Source organism: Evansella tamaricis (assembly GCF_019042215.1).
GTDB classification, from domain to species: domain Bacteria; phylum Bacillota; class Bacilli; order Bacillales; family Salisediminibacteriaceae; genus Evansella; species Evansella tamaricis.
The window spans coordinates 1-20,167 of sequence record NZ_JAHQCS010000119.1 but is presented as its reverse complement, the minus strand read 5'-3'; the positions used below and the strand labels follow the sequence as shown (position 1 = coordinate 20,167).

The 20,167-nt window shown below is 36.6% G+C and carries 13 protein-coding genes; 11 read left to right on the top strand and 2 right to left on the bottom strand.

The genetic code is table 11. The features are described 5' to 3' along the window. Positions 1–2: 2 nt before the first annotated feature. Positions 3–1,505, top strand: a complete 1,503-nt coding sequence (gene xylB, locus KS419_RS14665) for a xylulokinase (RefSeq protein WP_217067143.1) — start codon at positions 3–5, stop codon at positions 1,503–1,505. Between the two features lie 325 nt (positions 1,506–1,830). Here the strand turns inward: xylB and KS419_RS14660 are convergent, their stop codons facing one another. Further along, positions 1,831–2,979, bottom strand: a complete 1,149-nt coding sequence (locus KS419_RS14660) for a family 8 glycosyl hydrolase (RefSeq protein WP_217067142.1) — start codon at positions 2,977–2,979, stop codon at positions 1,831–1,833. Positions 2,980–3,045: 66 nt separating this feature from the next. Continuing rightward, positions 3,046–4,572 (bottom strand): GH39 family glycosyl hydrolase, encoded by a 1,527-nt coding sequence (locus KS419_RS14655; protein ID WP_217067141.1) that lies wholly within the window; start codon positions 4,570–4,572, stop codon positions 3,046–3,048. Positions 4,573–4,965: 393 nt separating this feature from the next. Between KS419_RS14655 and KS419_RS14650 the strand changes: the two genes are divergently transcribed. From KS419_RS14650 to KS419_RS14605, 10 genes are all read left to right on the top strand, one after another. Next, on the top strand, positions 4,966–5,517 hold the full coding sequence (locus KS419_RS14650) for a hypothetical protein (protein ID WP_217067140.1): 552 nt from the start codon (positions 4,966–4,968) through the stop codon (positions 5,515–5,517). Between the two features lie 72 nt (positions 5,518–5,589). Next, the gene (locus KS419_RS14645; RefSeq protein ID WP_217067139.1) at positions 5,590–6,252 is read left to right on the top strand and encodes a YesL family protein; all 663 of its coding nucleotides are present in this window, start codon (positions 5,590–5,592) and stop codon (positions 6,250–6,252) included. A gap of 318 nt (positions 6,253–6,570) precedes the next feature. Continuing rightward, entirely contained in the window at positions 6,571–8,721 is a 2,151-nt protein-coding gene (locus KS419_RS14640; RefSeq protein WP_217067138.1) for an endo-1,4-beta-xylanase, read from the top strand. Positions 8,722–8,844: 123 nt separating this feature from the next. Beyond that, the gene (locus KS419_RS14635; RefSeq protein ID WP_217067137.1) at positions 8,845–10,416 is read left to right on the top strand and encodes a response regulator transcription factor; all 1,572 of its coding nucleotides are present in this window, start codon (positions 8,845–8,847) and stop codon (positions 10,414–10,416) included. Between the two features lie 165 nt (positions 10,417–10,581). Beyond that, positions 10,582–12,333, top strand: a complete 1,752-nt coding sequence (locus KS419_RS14630; RefSeq protein WP_217067136.1) for a sensor histidine kinase — start codon at positions 10,582–10,584, stop codon at positions 12,331–12,333. Positions 12,334–12,699: 366 nt separating this feature from the next. Continuing rightward, positions 12,700–14,364: an ABC transporter substrate-binding protein gene (locus tag KS419_RS14625; protein WP_217067135.1), complete on the top strand. Its 1,665-nt coding sequence runs from the start codon at positions 12,700–12,702 to the stop codon at positions 14,362–14,364. A gap of 182 nt (positions 14,365–14,546) precedes the next feature. Continuing rightward, the gene (locus tag KS419_RS14620) at positions 14,547–15,455 is read left to right on the top strand and encodes an ABC transporter permease (RefSeq protein ID WP_217067149.1); all 909 of its coding nucleotides are present in this window, start codon (positions 14,547–14,549) and stop codon (positions 15,453–15,455) included. Between the two features lie 12 nt (positions 15,456–15,467). Then, a complete protein-coding gene (locus tag KS419_RS14615; RefSeq protein ID WP_217067134.1) occupies positions 15,468–16,394 on the top strand; it encodes a carbohydrate ABC transporter permease in 927 nt (308 codons plus the stop codon). Between the two features lie 198 nt (positions 16,395–16,592). Continuing rightward, positions 16,593–17,600 (top strand): endo-1,4-beta-xylanase, encoded by a 1,008-nt coding sequence (locus tag KS419_RS14610; protein WP_217067133.1) that lies wholly within the window; start codon positions 16,593–16,595, stop codon positions 17,598–17,600. 203 nt (positions 17,601–17,803) lie between these two features. After that, on the top strand, positions 17,804–19,861 hold the full coding sequence (locus tag KS419_RS14605) for an alpha-glucuronidase family glycosyl hydrolase (RefSeq protein WP_217067148.1): 2,058 nt from the start codon (positions 17,804–17,806) through the stop codon (positions 19,859–19,861). Positions 19,862–20,167: the final 306 nt, after the last annotated feature.

Sequence of the window (20,167 nt, the reverse complement as noted above, 5' to 3'; positions counted from 1 at the left end):
ACATGAAATATGTAGTGGGTGTGGACTTAGGAACTAGTGCTGTAAAAGTAATCTTAATGAACAAAGACGGAGAAGTTGTCAATGAGGTATCGAAAGCTTATCCGTTAATAACTGAAAAATCTGGTTACAGTGAACAGGAACCGAGGGAATGGGTAGAGAAAACTACAGATGCCTTAAAAGATTTAGTACAGCAATTTACAGGGGAAATTTCTGATATTGAAGGAATCAGCTTCTCAGGTCAAATGCATGGGCTTGTTTTGTTAGATGAGAACAATGAAGTTCTAAGGAACGCAATACTTTGGAATGATACTCGTACAACTGAACAATGCCGTCAAATATATGACCTTGTTGGTGAAGAGAAATTATTAGAGATTACAAAGAACCCCGCTTTAGAAGGCTTCACGCTACCAAAAATTCTTTGGGTAAAGCAGTACGAGCCGGATGTGTTAGGAAAAGCATCGGTCTTCATGCTTCCAAAGGATTACCTCCGATATAAGATGACAGGCCAAATCCACAGTGAGTATTCTGATGCTGCTGGTACACTATTATTGAATGTGGCAGAAAAAAAATGGAGTGAAGAGATTTGCGGACTAGTAGGTATCGATAGTAGATTATGTCCACCACTTCTTGAATCACATGGATTAGCAGGGACAATCACTTCTGATTTCGCTTCCGAGACTGGGTTAGCTGAAACAACGAAAGTTTTTGCTGGTGGAGCAGATAATGCATGTGGAGCAATTGGGTCTGGCATCCTTCAAGATGGAAAAAGTATGTGTAGTATTGGTACATCCGGTGTTGTTCTTTCATACGAAGAAACGAAGGACCGTGACTTTGAAGGTAAAGTTCACTATTTTAATCATGGACAAGAAAATGCTTTTTACACAATGGGTGTTACACTTGCAGCCGGTTATAGTTTAAGCTGGTTTAAAGATACATTTGCTAAGGACGAGGACTTTGAAACATTAACTGCTGGCCTTGGTGACGTTCCTATTGGTGCTAATGGTCTTTTATTTACTCCTTACCTTGTTGGTGAACGAACTCCTTATGCGGATGCAACAATCCGAGCGAGCTTTATTGGTATGGACGCATCCCATGAACGTAGTGATTTTACGCGTGCTGTTATAGAAGGGATAACTTTTTCATTAAATGAATCTATTGAAATTTTTAGAGATAGTGGGAAAAAAATTGATACTATTATTTCCATCGGTGGCGGTGCAAAAAATGAAACTTGGCTGCAAATTCAAGCAGATGTGTTTAATGCGAAGATAGTTAAGTTATCTAGTGAACAGGGACCAGCAGTTGGTGCTGCAATGCTAGCCGCTTATGGATCCCAGTGGTTTAGTTCCCTTCAAGAATGTGCAGAGGTATTTACAGCGGAAGATGTGTCATACGAACCAATTCCAGAAAACGTAGAGAAGTATAAAGAATTATTCAAGCTATACAAGGATGTTTATGTAAAGACGAAAGAGTTAAATGAAGGCTTAAAGGAATTCCGAAAAAATTAAGGTGGAAATGAGATTTAATGAAATTGCCGCACACAGGTTGTGCGGCATTTTGTAAAGATTTTTTGTTGTTGATTGTAGCGAAGACACTTGCTTTTACCACAGGCACTAGTGAGACGTTCATGTCTACTTCACTTCGTTCGTATACAAGGTGTCTTCTTAGCTTGGGGGGTTCGGTAATCTCCTCGTCGCTTTTCTTCTGCGGTTTCTAATTAAAAGATAAAGTGTGCCAATATTTGGGTGAAATTGCTAAAAAAACACTGCCTTACCCAATAGTAAAATGGCTAGGACAGTGCTCTATTTACATCAATTTCTGATTGGAACGTAATTACTTTTCTCCCTCTGGAAACCAAATCTTAAATCTACCGCTTAATGCTAACATTGCAAACAAATATAGACAGTTATCATAATATCGTCTATCCCCTGTGCGTAAAGGTGTGTTCCAGAATTGAACAACAGTTTCTTTTGCGTGAGGTCCGTCAGCGGCCAATGATGCCATTGCATTCGTTGCTAATAAACCCACAGGGTGTAAAGCTTTCTCTTCAAAAGGTTCTCCTTCAACGGTATATCGACGATAATCTTCCATGTCTTTTCCAGCAAAAAAGTCCTGAATTTTGTTTGCATTTTCCACTTCCCACTCATCACCCCTGAACCATTCATAATCAAGACCGATATTTGCAGCAACACGGTAGGAGTCACTGAAGAAATAGCCAAATCCTCGAATGTGGTTCGGTGTACCATCATAGTGGGCATATTCTGGTGCTAATCCAGTATCAGGATGACAAGCAATTTTTAAATATTCGCGGCTTGCCGCTGCCGCCTCTTTCCAAAAGTCCCGATCTTCTGGGTTAGACCAAAGGCTAAAGAGTTCGTAAAAATGGGGTAAGTGGTACGATGGATCAGAAAATTCACAATCCGGAATAAATTTAATCAGCTTGTTTTCTGGATTCCACATGGGAAAGCCTTCCCCGTTTTCACCATTATGGATCACTGTGTGTAAAAGTTCCTTAGCGTGTTTACTGTAATTGAAAATACCTTCTCCATCACCCCAACGATGGGATGCAAAAAGTAGTGCCATTGCAAAATACTCCTCTCCATCGGGAGCAGGTCCAAAGGCATTTTTTGTCCCATCTAGAGCACAAGACCAGGCAAAGTAACCGGCATGTTTTCCTTCTGTCATATACATGTATTTCATTGTCCAATTCCAAATACGGTCAAAAACATCCTTATTATCCATTTGAACTGCCATCATCATCCCGTAAGACTGTCCTTCGGTACGAACATCTATATTACCGGTATCTACCATGTAACCAAAATCGTCACCGACTTCATGATAAATTCTCATTTCATTATCACCAAAAAAGAGCTGATTCCAAGTATCTTGTACACGAGCATCTATTTCCGCATCAGAATAACCATATTCCTTAAATAAGTTTCGATAATTCCCAGTATAAAAAGAGCCTTTCTTCTTTGTCATAATCATTTCCTCCTTGTATTGGTAGTCTTTTTTTCTTGTAAAAGGTTCTTAGTTAAGTGTGAAAAGCTAGCACCATTCTTTGGAATACGACGGAATTTGGCTGTCATCTAATCCAATATAGGATTTAGTCTCGTCGTTTATAGGGTTTACTTCAATCAGACACACTTCGTTTTTAGTTAAAGTGAAGGTTAATTTGACTCTCCCATTTTTCGTACTTGTCCGTTCCGTTCTAATACGTGGTTTAGCTACTTCCTTGAGGGTTTCAATTTGATCTTTTTTTGGAAAGCGAGGTCGCCCCATTTGTTTCCATACTTTCCACGGGTTTCCGTTGTTTTCATCAATTGTTTGCCGTTTAATGAATACATCTTTATTGTTTTGAATTGGTAAATCTAGTTCAAAATGTTTTTCGAAGCCATCTCCTTTTTCCAAGACCATATTCCAAACAGCGATAGCGAGTGAACCATCCTCTCTTCTTGTGACAAGAATGTTATCATCGCGATGTAATTGTTCCACTCCTAGCTGATTGAAGAAGGAAAACAAGTGGAAGGTAGGTTTATAGATTCCATTTAATCCAATTAAACCAAACCCACCATGAAATTGAGATTTAGGAACATCTGCTTCCTCAAATACATCACTAAAAGTCCAATACGAAAATGAATCTACATAATCCCCTGCCTCGCTTAATATTCTTGCCAGATAAGCGGCATTTAAAGTAGTATCATGAATAGGATTTATAGGACTGTAAGATGTATTATATTCGGTAATATGAAAAGGCAAATCAGGGAATGGGGAAGCATTAATCAGCTCCCTCACTGTTTTCAGTTCCTTAAGCATATAGTCATTTTCAAATAGTTCTTGATAATAATATTCAGGCGTTACTTTATGTGGTTTAGCTGTAGTATAAGCATGCCTAGAAACAAAATCTACGGGAGCGCTTTCATTTTCACAAAAATTTAGAAAGTCTGTTATCCACTCGTCTGCCCCACCGCAAATGGCAGGTCCTCCAACTTGTAGATCAGGATGTACATCTTTTACGGCAATAGATGTTACTTTGTATAACTTAAAATATTCTTCTTTATCTGCATCTTTCCAAAAATTCGTAAGATTTGGCTCATTCCAGACTTCGAAAGGCCACTTTAAAACTTCCTCTAAACCGTATCGTTCAATGAAATGGGATACAACTGCTTGAATCAAGTCATACCACTTATCATAATCCTGTGGCGGCGTAACATTACCTTTCCAGGCAAAAACAGTTTGATCTCCAGAAGCAAGTAATTTTGGCATAAAGCCAAACTCAATAAACGGTCGAATACCCATGTCTAAATACATATCAAAAATACGGTCAATATAAGTAAAATTATAAAATGCTTCAGTTGAACCATCTTCTAATTCTATCTCACGATATATACCAACATCATCATGGAGGAGACCATGACCTCTAATGTAATCGAAATTAATCTTTTCTTGTACTTCTTTTAAATGCTCAATATATTCTTTTTGTAGGGCAAGTCCAAGTCTTCCGGTGCCAATACAAAACTTCCAATTTTTTTTAAAGATAGTTTCTGTTTGTTGAAGTATTGTAATTTTTTCCATAGCACACCTCACTTCCTTTTTATGAAGAATTATAACAAAGTCTTTTAAAAGTGGTAATGAAGTAAAGTAAAGGTTATCCTGTATAAACTATAGAAGTTAAGCGTTTACAAAAATGGTTTGCAAATATTATACATTATAGTATGGCTCGTACCCCCTTCTCCTAAATTGGATGATTTATCGCAACGGTGATGAGGTTTAGTAAATAAACAAAGCTAGAATGAAATGTCTCAACTCCTATATAAAGTTAAACTTCCTCTAAAGTTTAGTCTCTTTTTTTCACTTTACGATTTATGGTAGTATTATATTTGATTTCATTCATCGTAAAGGGCTATATTTAAGCGCTTTCATTTAAGTGGTTATTCATTCTATTGAATACAATAGGAGGGTTATACAATGAAAATGATAAACAAAGTAATTTTTGTCATGGCAGGTCTATTGATGCTCTCCGCTTGTGGGACAAACAGTGGGGGAAATCAAGATCCTTCCACCCTTAATGTTATGATATTATCTGAAATACCGTTAAACTACCAAAGTTCATTTAATCCTTATGTGGAAGAATTAATCAGCGACGTGAATAATGAGGACTTAGACGTGAATGTTTCCCTATTTCTAGTGTCACATGATAAACTTGCCATTGAAATCGTAGCGAGGGAAGTGGATGTATTTGTGTTGGACGAATCATTAAAACACATTATTATGGATCCCTATGGATTACATCCACTGGATGAACTAATTGACATTCTTCCAGAGACACCTCCATATGAGGAATACATTATGAGGGATGAGGAGACAGGAAGTCATCATTTATATGCAGTTCCACTGGACAATGATTCCACATTCGTTCGGGATTTAGGAGTTGAACTCCCGTCCAATCTTATTGCTGTAGTCGTTAAGACGAGTCCGCATAAAGAAATTGGTGTTCATTTAATCGAGAAATTACTATAGTAAAGTCAAATCTAAAGTCTTCATCTGTGAAATAACAGTTGGTAGATAACAGCTAAGAAAAGGGTGATATATATGCAACCAAGCTGGATGTCAAGTAAATTTTATCGAACTACTGAGTGGATTTGGAGGTTATGCTATGTCAATTTACTTTGGCTGTTAGTTACAACACTTGGACTATTCTTTTTAGGGGTCCTCCCTGCCACGGCAGCAATGTTTACAATTTTCCGCAAATGGTTAAGGGGAGATACGGAAATTTCGATCTTCCGAACATTCATTGAATCGATAAAAAAAGATTTCCTTAAAATAAATTTACTTGGATTAATATTAGCTTTCTTAGGATATATTCTTTATTTCAATTACCAGTATTTGGGGATTGTGGAAGGTATTCAGCATACTGTGATTTCAATAGGTTGGTATACAGGAGTCTTTATTTTTTCAATCATTCTTCTATATATATTCCCAGTGTATGTTCATTTTGAAATGAAGTTATTTCAATATTTTAAGACAGCTTTTGTGGTTGGATTAGTTAATCCTCTCGCATTGATCACTTTGATCATTAGTTTAGGACTAACTGGATATATCTTCTATTTAGTTCCTGGTTTAATTCCATTCTTTGGAGCAAGTCTAATAGGATTTTTGGTCATGTGGGCTGCCCATCTTTCCTTTGAACGAATCGAACGGAAAAAAGAGAAGTTAGAAGAATCAAGAGCGAAGAATGAAACGGTTGAAGAGTAAATCTTTGTAGGAAAGTTAATTTTAAGATTACTGGAGTGTCCCGAGTACGGGGCACTTTTTTTGAATGATAAGCAAGTATACGTTTTGGCACCTTTGAGCATTGTCTAGTTCCATCGCCTACTCGCTGCGGGGCACTTTGCTCGTGTTCATAGGTGATTGTGCTTTTCTTAACAGGTGTGTACTTATAAGTCCAATACTTATAATCGTAAACACCTATAGTTTACCCCTGTTAATCTAAAGAAATTCGGGTTTATTCAAATGAAAGCGTTTTATATAGTAGAAATGATACATAAGAATCGCACAAACTAGGGGGATAATATGAAGAGAAATGGAAAAGTTCTTGTTATAGGTGGAATTGTCTTAGGAATTCTCCTAATCACAATTTATTTTTTCTATCAAGGAAATTCAACTAATAGCGAACAAGAAATTAATGATCTAGATCAAAGTCAAAAACAATCGGATAAAGCGGAAGATCACGACTTAAACATAATCGCTCATTATGATTTTGAAGATAACACCTTTCAAGGCTGGGTACCTAGACAAGCAAACTTAGAAATTATTGAAGGCGTTTCCATGACTGGTTCGTATAGTTTACTGACCACAGGTAGAACGGAATCTTGGCAAGGTCCAAGTATTGATGTTCTCCCTATTCTTGAAAAAAGCGCAGTATATGAAATAACTTTATGGGTAAAACGGAAAAATGCCGATGAATCAAGCAATGTTAAAGTTTCAATTGAAACAGTAGTCGGTGGTAACCAGGATTGGCACACGATTTCAGAGACAGTTGTTCATGACAAGGAGTGGACCGAACTAACAGGAGAGTTCTCTTACGTGAATGAACCATCAGAACTTCTTTTATACGTAGAAAGTGAATTGGAGAATGACGAATATTATATTGATGATATCTTAATTAAGCAGACATCTGCACCTGATGAAACTCCTGCCTCAACAGAATCGATACAAACAAATTTTGAAGACGGAACATCAGAGGGGTGGTCTCCGCGAATCGGGGAAGAAGCATTGAATGTAACAGATACAGATTCTAAAGAGGGGTCTTATAGCCTCTTAACGGAAAATCGGGCAAATCCCTACTCTGGTCCGGCCCTTGAAATAACAAATTATATGGTTAGGGGAGGGAGTTATGAACTTTCTGTATGGGTAAAGTTAGCCCCTGAACAACAGGCTTCTGAAATGAGGTTGAGTATTCAACGGGGGTCTGGTGATACAGCAAGCTATGATACAGTGAGTACACATAATAATGTAACATCGGAGGAATGGGTGGAATTAGCCGCCACGTATGATCTGGCTTACGATGTTAATCCAATTACGGTTTATGTGGAAACAGTAGAGGGGACCACACCATTCTTTATTGATAACTTTCAGTTAAAGCCACAGGCTACAGCAGATATATTACCGATTCAACATGAGATTCCAGCTTTAAAGGAAGTTTTCGAAGATTACTTTGATATGGGTGCAGCGGTGGAACTTAACCATCTTAATGGCCCACATCAGGAAATATTAGATAAACATTTCAACAGTATTGTGGCAGAAAATGTAATGAAGCCAGAAACAATACAGCCAACGGAAGGTAACTTTAATTGGGCACAAGCAGATGCCATGTTTGATTATGCAGAAGAAAAAGGAAAGTTAGTACGATTCCATACATTAGTTTGGCACAGCCAAACTCCAGACTGGTTTTTTATGGACGCTGTAGGTGACCCGATGGTAGTGGACGGTGAAATTTTAAAGCCTGAGAATTTAGAAGAAAACAAAGCTCTCCTACTTGAGCGCATGGAGACGCACGTTCGGTCTGTTGTGGAAAGATATAAAGGAAGAGTGGATTCATGGGATGTTGTCAATGAGGTTATTGATCCCAATGAATTAGACGGCTTTCGTAAAAGCGAGTACTATTTAATAACTGGAACAGACTTTATTCACCGGGCATTTGAAATAGTAGCTGAAATGGATCCTGACTCCAAACTTTTTTATAATGATTATAATTCCCACCAACCTGCTAAGAGGGACTTTATTTATGATATGGTGGTGGACATGTTGAATAATGGCATACGAGTTGATGGAATTGGTCACCAAACACATATAAACTTAGAATATCCTAGTATCCAATACATTCGGGAATCCATTGTGAAATTCGCTGATTTAGGATTAGATAATCAAATTACAGAATTAGATATTGATATTTACACAAATGATACAGAGGCTTTCGGAAGTGCGGATGAGATTCCTGAAGAAATGTTAACTTTACAAGCCATACGATATCAGGAGTTATTTACAGTTTTCCGGGAATTAGGTGACCATATCAGTAATGTAACCTTCTGGGGTATTGCGGATGATCATTCATGGTTACATAATCGACCGATCCCGCGCAGAAATGCTCCATTTGTCTTTGATGAACAACTACAGGCAAAGGAATCTTTTTGGAGTATCATTAACCTAGAACATACGCCTTAAAGGGAATATGCAAGGGGACTTTCTATACAAGGTCCCCTTTTTTGACATTGTTCGTAAATATGTAAAATAAGACGAAACATCGTGTAGTATAATAAAAGGATGATGATACAGGGAGTGAGAGGATTGTACACAGTACTTTTAGTAGATGATGAAGTCTTCGTTCGCCAAGGATTAATCAGTCTCATTGAGTGGGAGAAATGCGGATTTAAAGTAATCGCTGAGGCAAGTAATGGAGAAGATGCTTTTGATATGATAAATAAAAAAAATCCTGATCTCGTTATTACCGATATACGGATGCCAGTAATTGATGGTCTTGAACTAATAAAAAAAGTTCATGATGAACTCAATAAAGACCAAAAATTTATAATTGTAAGTGGGTATAGTGATTTTTCATATGCTCAAAAAGCAGTTAGGTATGGTGTAATAGATTTCGTACTTAAGCCAATTGATCAACAGGAAATGGAAAATACGTTAACAACACTTTCTGCTACATTAGATGATGAGAAACAAGAATCCTCAAACAAAGAAAAATTACTTCTTGAAAAACTGTTTATTCAATCTTTAGAGGGAAATATTGACAGTGATGAAGAAAAGGAATGGTCAAAGTTATTAAAGGTAAGTGATAGTAAATATTTATACTATTTATTATTAGAAATAAATAATGTTTTGCCAAAAGAGACAGTGGAGGAGAATGAAGACAGGATTGCAATAATTAAAAATGCTTTCGGAAGAGCAGGTGGGAATACGGATCATTTTATTTCCTACGAACAACAGGATGGTTCGGTTGGACTTCTTATATCTTCGAATGATCTAGTGGAAGTAAGAGGAGATGTGGAGAAATTTGGTTCACATCTTGTTAAAGATGTTTCTCGAAAGAGCAGGAATACAATTACAGCCTTTGTTGGGAAGAAAGCGACAGATCTTACTTCTCTAAATATTTCATATAATACGGCAAACAGTATTCGAGGATACAGATATCTCTTAAATGAAATGAATGTAATTACCTATGAAATGGTATCAGATTTACCTATAACGTATAATGAATTAAATACTAAATTGTATTTGTCGTTAATGGAACAGATTGAAGAAAATACAGTGACTGACATCGGGAACACGGTTGAGAGGATTTTTACTGAATTTCAAGAAAAATCATTTGCTCCGAGTGCATTAAGGACAACGATTAACCGATGCATACATGGGGTTATTGAGAGGATAACCAGTATGGAGGGTGATGAAAAAAAAATTGTCACCATGGAGCCAATGATGAATTGGGAAAGATTTAATCTAACATTAGAGGAATTAAAGAAAATGTTCACTTCGTTTGTTATTGAAGGCTCAGTTCTTATCCAGGATTTAAGGAAAGAAAATATGAAAGGGGATATCCACAAGGTAAAGTCTTATGTAGAGAATAACTATCATGAAAATATTAGTTTAAAAAGTATTGCAAGTAAATATTACATGAACCCGGTTTATATGGGACAGTTATTTAAGAAAACCTTTGGACTCTATTTTAAAGAGTATTTACTCCAGCTTAGGATTGATGAAGCAAAAAAACTTTTGAGACAAACAGACATGCGTGTCTATGAAGTGGCTGAAAAAGTAGGATTTGGTAGTACGGACTATTTTGTTACCCAATTTGAAAAGATTAATAAAATGACACCAACTGAATACCGAAATCAGCTATTAAAAAAATAGCAATATTATAAAAGAGTTCACGACAAATAGAGACAAGCTATAGAATATCGCTGGATGACGCACTCTCTTCTTCTGAGGGATCTTGTGGTTACAGATAAGTATTCATAAACAACATCAATAACCAGGTTTAACTGGTCAAAAAAATAAAAGAGAAGGATTTTGTCCATGTTACCTTCTATAAATCTTTTTAATAATATTAGATTGAGAAATAAATTACTGATTCTTTATATCTTCTGTGTATTCTTTCCAATTGTAGTAACAAACATTGTTTTTTATAATGTAACAACCACAAATATAAAGAATCAAAAAATGCATGATGTGAATTTGGTATTAGATCAAATTACTTATGATTTTATCTCCGTTGTAGACCAGGCTGTGGGAATCTCAGCAGGATTTTATACGGATTCCAGATTATACGAATATTTTGATGAAAATTATGAGAGAACGATTGATTATATCGAAGCCTATGATTTTTATTTAAGGGAATATAACAGCTACACACCACTTTATTATTCCATTCAGGATATCTCCTTTTACACGAATAACCCAACTGTTCTTTATGCTGGTGGAGTTCGGCCGATTACAGATATCACAAAGGAACAAGAATGGTTTGCGGAATTATCCAATGTAAATCATCCAATATTTGTAAGGACAAATCCGATAGTTGAGAGTGAAGTATTTAGTTTAATTAGAGAGTTAGATTATTATAAAGATTTAAATGAGAGAAAGAAAATAATAAAAATTGATTTAAACCCAGTAACTATTCGTCAAATTTTTAATAACGTCACATTTCAAGGGAATGTATATTTGATTAATAATGACAGAGTAGTAGAGTATTCAACCGATAATCGTTTTGATTGGAGAGAAGAAAATATCCATTACAATGATATTCAACGACAGTTGGGTGATGATATGATCCAACTAGATGAGAGGTACTTACCCCACAACTATCTTGAAGGATGGAGAATCGTAGGTACCATATCTGAGGCTGATATATTAGAAGAACTATATCAATCTGAACGCTTTATTTTCCTGCTGGCAAGTTTAAATTTTTTAATACCAACTCTTATTATTGTACTGATTAGCCGTTCCCTTCATGTGCGAATTGCTCGATTACTACACTTTATGAAGAAGATGAAAAACCAAAATTTCGAAGAGATCCCATATCACAAAGATGAAGATGAGATTGGGGAGTTAACCAATGAATTTAATAATATGACTAGAACGATTAAGAAGCTAATCAATGAGGTTTATATAGCGAATATACAGAAGAAAGACTTAGAACTAAAAGAGAAGCAGGCCCAACTTAGTGCTCTGCAAAGTCAAATTAATCCACACTTCCTTTTTAATGCATTAGAAACAATTCGTATGAGAAGCTTAATAAAGGGAGAAAAGGAAACTGCAAAAATTATTCAAAATATGGCCAAAATCTTTCGTAACTCCTTAACATGGGGGAAGGATTGGGTTACTGTTGAAGAGGAATTAGCTTTAATTGAATGCTTCTTGGAAATTCAAAAATATCGGTTTGGTGAAAAGCTGGAGTATACAATTGAAATAGAAGATGGTACCTATGAGAATATCATTCCAAATATGGCCTTTTTACCGTTTGTTGAAAACGCAAGTATTCACGGGATTGAATCAGTTAAAGAAAAAGGTCATATCCATATAACTATAAAACAAATTGATAGTGAGGTTATCTTTAGAATTGTTGATAATGGTGCCGGAATGGAAAGGGACAAACTTGATCGAATATTAAATAACTTAAAAAATGAAGAAAGTATGGGAGAAAATGTTGGCATAAAAAATGTATATTATCGATTGAAGTTATATTATAGTAATAATTTTTCATTCTCTATTAAGAGTAATCCAGGTAAAGGTACAATTGTTGAAATTAAACTCCCGAGAGAAGGTAAATAAATATTTTTAAGAACAAGGGGCATTCACGAAATCCCCTTGTTTTTTTTTGAAAGAAAGTATAAGTTTTCTCATCTCTGTCTAGCTCCAGCGCCTACTCGCTGCAAGGCATTGAAAAAGTGTTTATAAGACAAATTACAACAGTGTTCGACAAAAAAGAAATGCGTTACACTACCTTTCTTGGGAAAAAAAGTTAATTTCTGCAGAAATACATCCTAAATATGTAAAAATATTTAATAAATCTATAATTTTCAAAGTCTAAACTATAGTTTAGTGGGTAAATAAAACATCATGTAAACGCTATAATGAAAGTGCTTTCATAAAAGGGAGCAAACTTACAAACATAGAAAAGCGAGAGGGGCTAATGAAATGATTAAGAAAAATTTATTACTATTACTAGCATTATCGTTGCTTTTAATATTCGCTGCATGTTCAAACAGCAGTGATTCGTCAACTGATGCAGATTCTGGAGAAGATGGAGAGGTTAGTACAGAACCGGTATCTTACCATGTTTTTAATGCTACAGCAGGTAGAGATTTAGATACTAACACAACAAGAATTGGTAAGTTATTTGAAGAAGAAACTGGAGTTAACTTTAATATTGAGTATCTCGTAGGAGACCTTAATACAAAAGTAGGGGTTATGGTTGCAAGTGGTGACTATCCAGACGTAATCGTACCTGATGCAGCAATTGACACATTATTAGATGCAGAAGCTTTTATTCCATTAAATGATCTTTTAGAGGAACATGGTCAAAATATTCTTGATGCATATTCTGATTACCTTCATATGTTCACACATGACGATGGTAACATATACTACATTCCATTTGGGGCTACTGTTAATGAGTACATCCCTAATCCAAACATCGACCAAGGTGCATTCTGGATTCAACGTGGAGTTTTAAAAGAATATGGGTTCCCAGAAGTTAATACTTTAACAGAGTACTTCGAGATAATTGAAAGATATGCAGCAGAAAATCCACAAATCGATGGAATGAATACGATTCCATTCACTGGATTAACGTATGACTGGAGATTCTTTGCTTTCTCAAACGCTCCAAACCACTTAGCTGGATATCCAAATGATGGTGGCGTAATGATCGATATGGATACACACGAAGCTACTGTTTATGCAGATTCAGACTATGCATATGAGTATTTAAAAACACTAAACGAAGCAAATGCGAAAGGTTTAGTAGACAGAGAATTATTCGTAGCAAACTATGATGAGTATTTAGCTAAATTATCTTCAGGACGTGTACTTGGATTCTTTGATTATGGCTGGCAGTTTGGAGATGCACGTAATGCACTTCGGGATGCAGGAAATCCAGACCGTGAATTCATGGCATTACCAATCGTATTCGACGGTGTAGATTATGATCAGTATCTTGATCCACCAGCATTCACTTCTAATCGTGGAATGGGTATTACGACATCTGCTGAAAATCCGGAGCGTATTGTTCAGTTCTGGGACAACATGATTAAAGAAGAGAACCAAAAGTTAATCATGTGGGGATTTGAAGATGAGCACTACTCCATCGCTGAAGATGGACGTTACTTCCGTACAGATGAGCAATTAGCATTAGCTAGTAAAGAAGAAGAAAGAAATGAAACAGGTATGGCTACATTTGAATGGAGTTGGCCACGATTAAACGGTACATTCTCAGACGGAAATGCAGTTGAGCCAAGAAGACAACCAGAGGTAGCTTTTGCAGACTATTCTGATGGGGACAGAGAATATCTAGAAGCATATGGTATCAGTACTTTTGCTGAATTATTTGCACAACCAGATGATCGTCCATGGTATCCAGTATGGAGTGCCAACATCGAGCAAGGTTCACCTCAACAAATTTTTGAAGAGCGTACAGATGAACTTCTAAGAAGACATTATGCAAGAATCGTATTAGCTGATCCTGCAGATTTTGAAAAAGAGTGGGAAGACTTCGTAAATGCATATCGTAGCCTAGATGTAGACGCATATGAAAACTTCTTTACAGAAGTAGTGGAGAATCGCTTAAACGGCGAATGGTAATTAGTAGTAAGTTGAGGTAAGGAAAGGCGAGGCTGTGACAACCGAATAAGATTGGGTGTCATAGCTTCCCTTTTTTACCATCTTAAGGTGTCCACAAGGAGGGAGAAACCGTGTCAATACAACAAACACCAACGCCAATTGAACCTAAGCAATTGACGCCAAAGCAAAAGCCGACTGGTTTTATGCTATTTGTGCAAAAATGTAAAGAGCAAAAAGTTTTACTTTTAATGAGTTTACCGTTTCTTATCTGGTTATTTATTTTCAGGTATGTCCCATTATACGGTTGGACAATGGCATTCCAGGATTTCCGTCCAGCTAGACCGATTCTTGAACAAGATTGGGCAGGTTGGAAGCATTTCGAATTCTTATTTACGGACCCTAGGTTTTTCGAGGTATTAAGAAATACGCTTGCGATGAGTTTTATTAATTTAGTATTAGGTTTTGTTACTGCAATTACATTAGCAATCCTGTTAAATGAATTACGTAACTTAACATTTAAACGAGTAGTTCAAACAATCAGTTACATGCCTCACTTCTTATCATGGGTAGTAGCAGCAGGACTTGTATCTTATACGCTATCTTTAGAAAACGGTATCATTAATATTATTTTAACTAACTTAGGAATTGTAAAAGAGCCTATCCTATGGTTAGGGATTGGTGAATATTTCTGGGGAATTATCGGAGCATCTGATGTTTGGAAAAACGTAGGTTGGAACTCAATTATCTATTTAGCAGCGATTACAATGATTGACACAGAACAATACGAAGCAGCAGAGATTGATGGTGCATCAAGATTTCAACGAATTTGGTATATTACAATTCCAGGTATGAAAACAGTTATCGTTATCCTTTTAATCATGAACCTAGGATACATTTTAGAATCTGGATTTGAAGCACAGTATCTATTGATGAACCCAATGAACATGGACTATGCAGAAAACTTGGATATCTTTGTATTAAGGTACGGTATTTCAATGGGGAACTTCTCCCTTGCAACAGCAGCAGGTATATTTAAAACTGTGGTCAGCTTCATCTTCCTGTTCTCCGCAAACTCTATTGCGAAGAGATTGGGAGAAGCTAGACTATTCTAAAGGAGGTACATCATGAACTTATTAAAAAAATTAACAGGAAAACGTCGTTCAGTCGATGACCTTATATTTGATTCGGTGAATGTTGTACTCATGCTTTTACTTTGTGTCGTTATGTTATATCCAATGTTAAATACATTGGCAGTATCGTTTAACGAAGCAACAGACTCGGTCCGTGGTGGAATCTACTTATGGCCAAGGGAATTTACAACATATAACTACGCTCACGTATTTGGGGAATCTCAACTTCTACATGCTGGTATGATTTCCGTATTAAGGACTGTTATTGGTACTGGATTATCTGTATTCTGTACAGCAATGGTTGCTTATACAATTAGTCGTCAATACTTCGTAATGCGTAAATTTGTAACCATTGCATTCGTTTTAACAATGTATTTAAATGGGGGATTAATCCCAACTTACCTTTTAATGAGAGAACTTTCTTTAATCGGTACATTTTGGATTTACATTATTCCAGGACTAATCGGAGTATTTAACCTTATCGTAGTTCGTTCCTTTATTGAAGGGTTGCCGGAAACTATTTTTGAATCGGCGAGAATTGATGGTGCAGGTGAATTTACTCAGTTCTTTAGAATTGCATTACCACTTTGTTTACCAGTTATTGCAACGATTTCATTATTCGTTGCCGTGTTCCAATGGAATCAATGGTTTGATGTGTTCTTATATAATTCTTCCAGACCAGAATTAAGTACATTACAATATGAGCTAATGAAAATTCTACAAAACTCAAATGCATCGATGACATCAAGAACAGCTGCAGATGCCTTTGCAAGCGCACAGGGTCAAAGTCAGAATGTTGTAACTCCAACTTCGATCCGAGCGGCCATGACAATCATCGTTTCTGTCCCTATTATCTGCGTGTATCCCTTCTTGCAAAAGTACTTTGTAAAGGGATTAACATTAGGTGGAGTTAAAGGTTAATAGGTTACTTTTTTAAAAGGTAAGACAGCATAAGGATTCTTATCGTTGTCTAGCTCCAGCGCCTACTCGCTACGGGGCACTTCGGAAGTGACAACAGAAGTCAAAGAGCGGACTTCTAGTTGTCATTCCTGCACTGCCCTACGCTCGTGATCATAGGCGCTTGCGCTTTTCTTAATAACTAGAGTTGGAGGTAAAGAAATGGAACAAAAGACTACAACGATTCCTTCTCTCCATTCTGTCTATAAAGATTACTTCCCGATTGGAGCGGCTGTGAACTCATTCACGTTACGCTCCGAGAAGGAATTTATTGCAAAACATTTCAATAGTATCACAGCTGAAAATGAAATGAAGTTTGAGAGTTTACATCCAAAAGAAAATGAATTCACCTTTGAAAAAGCTGATGAAATGTTTTCCTTTGCAGATGAGAATCATTTGAAGGTTCGAGGGCACACCCTTATATGGCATAATCAAACACCTAATTGGGTTTTTGAAGATGAAAAGGGAGATTCTGTAAGTAAAGAAAGACTTCTCTCAAGAATGGAAAATCATATCTCAACGGTAGCAGGGCGATATAAAGGCCGCATTTACAGTTGGGATGTTGTTAATGAAGCTATTTCCGATCATGATGATGAATATTTAAGGAAGTCTAAATGGCTAGAAATTTTAGGGGAAGATTTTATTTCAAAAGCCTTTGAACTGGCTAATAAAGTAGATCCAGAAGCTGCACTCTTCTATAACGATTATAACGAATCAAATCCGGAAAAAAGAGAGAAGATTTACCGCCTGGTAAAATCTCTAGTAGACAAGGGTACACCCATCCATGGGGTTGGATTGCAAGCTCACTGGAACTTGTATCAACCTAATTTAGATGATATTCGAACTGCTATAGAACGATATGCCTCATTGGGATTGCAACTACAAATTACTGAATTAGATGTATCTGCGTTCGGATGGGATGACAAGCGGACGGATCTTAAGGAACCTACCAGGGAAATCCTTGAATTACAAGCAGAACGATATGATCAATTTTTTGACTTATTAAGGGAGTATCGAGAAGTTATAACGAGTGTTACCTTCTGGGGAGTAAATGATAAATATACATGGTTAAGTGACTTCCCAGTAAAAGGAAGAGTTAATTGGCCATTTGTATTTGATAAAAATCAAGAGCCAAAAGAGTCGTTTTGGAAATTAATAAATTTTAAGTAATTGAATGCAATGAGTGAAATATAGGATATTCACGAGATAAAAAGGCACCAATTAATTCTTTTAAATACTAGTCTCTAATAAGGACATTCGCTCTATGGAGAGAATGTCACTTATAGTGATAGTAACTAGAGTGAATTAGGGTGCCTTATGTTTTGAATGCCTATTGCATCGAAAGGATTGGAGGTAGCACCACCATGACAGACATGTACAAAAGGGAAGGAACGGAATATAGAAGTTGGCTACAATTTGATCATATTCAGGACGTAACGGTTAGTGAAAACTATATCCCTTATTTAAAGCACATACTTCTAGGGGTAGAATCTCCGGTAATGTTATCTGCTAAAGAAGAATTAGTCAATGGAATTTCATCTATGTTTTCTATTAACCTCTCTGAGTCAAGGAAGGTGGAACCATCTACTATTTTCTTAGGAACTCTTAGAAGTCATGAAGAATTTCAAGAATATATTGATTTAAGTTTAGAATTAGAATTAAATGAAGACGGCTATGTTATTAAAACGGACGAAAATAATTGTATTTTTATAATAGGAAAAACAGATAAAGGTGTATTATATGGTGTTTTTCATTTCCTTCGCTTAATTCAAACCCATAGAAGTTTGCCCACAATTGATTTCATTGAAAATCCTAAAAACCAAATTAGAATGTTAAATGAATGGGATAATATGGATGGAAGTGTTGAACGGGGATACGCAGGAAATTCCTTGTTTTTTGAAGAAAACCGCTTCGTAGGAGATTGGAATAGAATTAAAGACTATGCTCGAATGCTTTCTTCAGTTGGTATAAATGCCATTGCATTTAACAATGTAAATGTTCATGAACAGGAAACAAAATTAATCACGCCAGAATTTTTGCCAGATGTTGCAAAAGTGGCGGAGATTTTTGGAGCATATGGTATTCAGACATTTTTAAGTATTAATTATGCTAGTCCTATTCAATTAGGAGGATTAGATACTGCAGATCCATTGGATGAAAAAGTTCGTCAATGGTGGAAAGATAAAGCCAAAGAGATTTATCATTATATTCCAGATTTTGGTGGTGTATTAGTAAAGGCAGATTCGGAACATCGTCCTGGTCCTTTTACTTATAATAGAACACATGCTGACGGTTCCAATATGCTTGCAGAAGCACTTGAGCCATTTGGTGGAATTGTTCTATGGAGATGTTTTGTCTATAATTGTTTACAAGATTGGCGAGACCGCTCAACAGACAGAGCTAGGGCTGCTTATGATCACTTTAAACCATTAGATGGACAATTTCATGATAATGTAGTCCTGCAAATCAAAAATGGCCCTATGGATTTCCAAGTGCGGGAAGGGGTTTCTCCATTGTTTGGTGCAATGCCAAATACAAACCAAGTGCTTGAATTTCAAGTGGCGCAAGAGTATACAGGACAGCAACGGCACTTATGCTATTTAATTCCTCAATGGAAGGAAGTTCTAGACTTTGATACGTATGCGAATGGCCCAGGTACTCCAGTTAAATCGGTTGTAGACGGAAGTCAGTTCCCATATAAATATTGTGGGATCACAGCAGTTTCGAATAGTGGAAATGATGAAAACTGGACTGGTCATACTCTAGCACAAGCTAATTTGTTTGGTTATGGCCGCCTCACTTGGGATCCTGATCTTTCTTCAGAAGAAATTACAGAGGAATGGGTAGAAGCTACATTTGGAACAGATCCGGAAGTGGTAAAAGAAATAAAAGAAATGCTCCTTGGTTCATGGAGAACTTATGAAAACTATACATCACCTTTAGGTGTGGGGTGGATGGTAAATCCTAGTCATCATTATGGACCTAATGTTGACGGATATGAATATGATGTTTGGGGAACATACCATTTTGCAGATTGGAAAGGCATTGGTGTGGACCGAACGATTGCAACTGGGACAGGTTTTACTGGTCAATATTTCCAAGAAAATACAGATTTGTATGAAAACTTAGATACATGTCCGGATGAATTACTGCTCTTCTTCCATCATGTCCCATACACTCATCAACTAAAGTCTGGTAAAACCGTTATTCAACATATTTATGATACTCATTTCGAAGGAGTAGAACAGGTAGAAAAACTTAAAGAGCGTTGGGTAGCGCTTGAGAGTAAAATTGATTCCGATAGATTCAAGAGTGTACTAGAAAGGCTTGAACATCAAGTGGAGCACTCAAAGGAATGGCGCGACATCATTAACACGTACTTTTACCGTAAATCTGGTATACCAGATGAGCAAAACCGTAGAATTTATTAAAACTCTATAAACATCATAGGCTCAAACAATAGAAGAACTTGGTGATGAGCCAAGTTTTTCTATTGTTCTTTAAAAGCAGGGCTCTTTTCGTAAACTTTGTTGTTTTTGAGATAAGCTTGGAGAAGTGAAAGGCGGCATGAGTTTCTCTTCCTCTGCGAGCACTCCACTGCCCTACGCTCGTGATCATAGGCGCTTGCGCTTTTCTTGTTGGCTAGCTCCAGCGCCTACTCGCAAGGGAACTGAAAAAGTGGTGCTTTTCCACTTTTACAGTCCCTAAGCAATGAGCGTAGCCGTCGCAATCTTTAA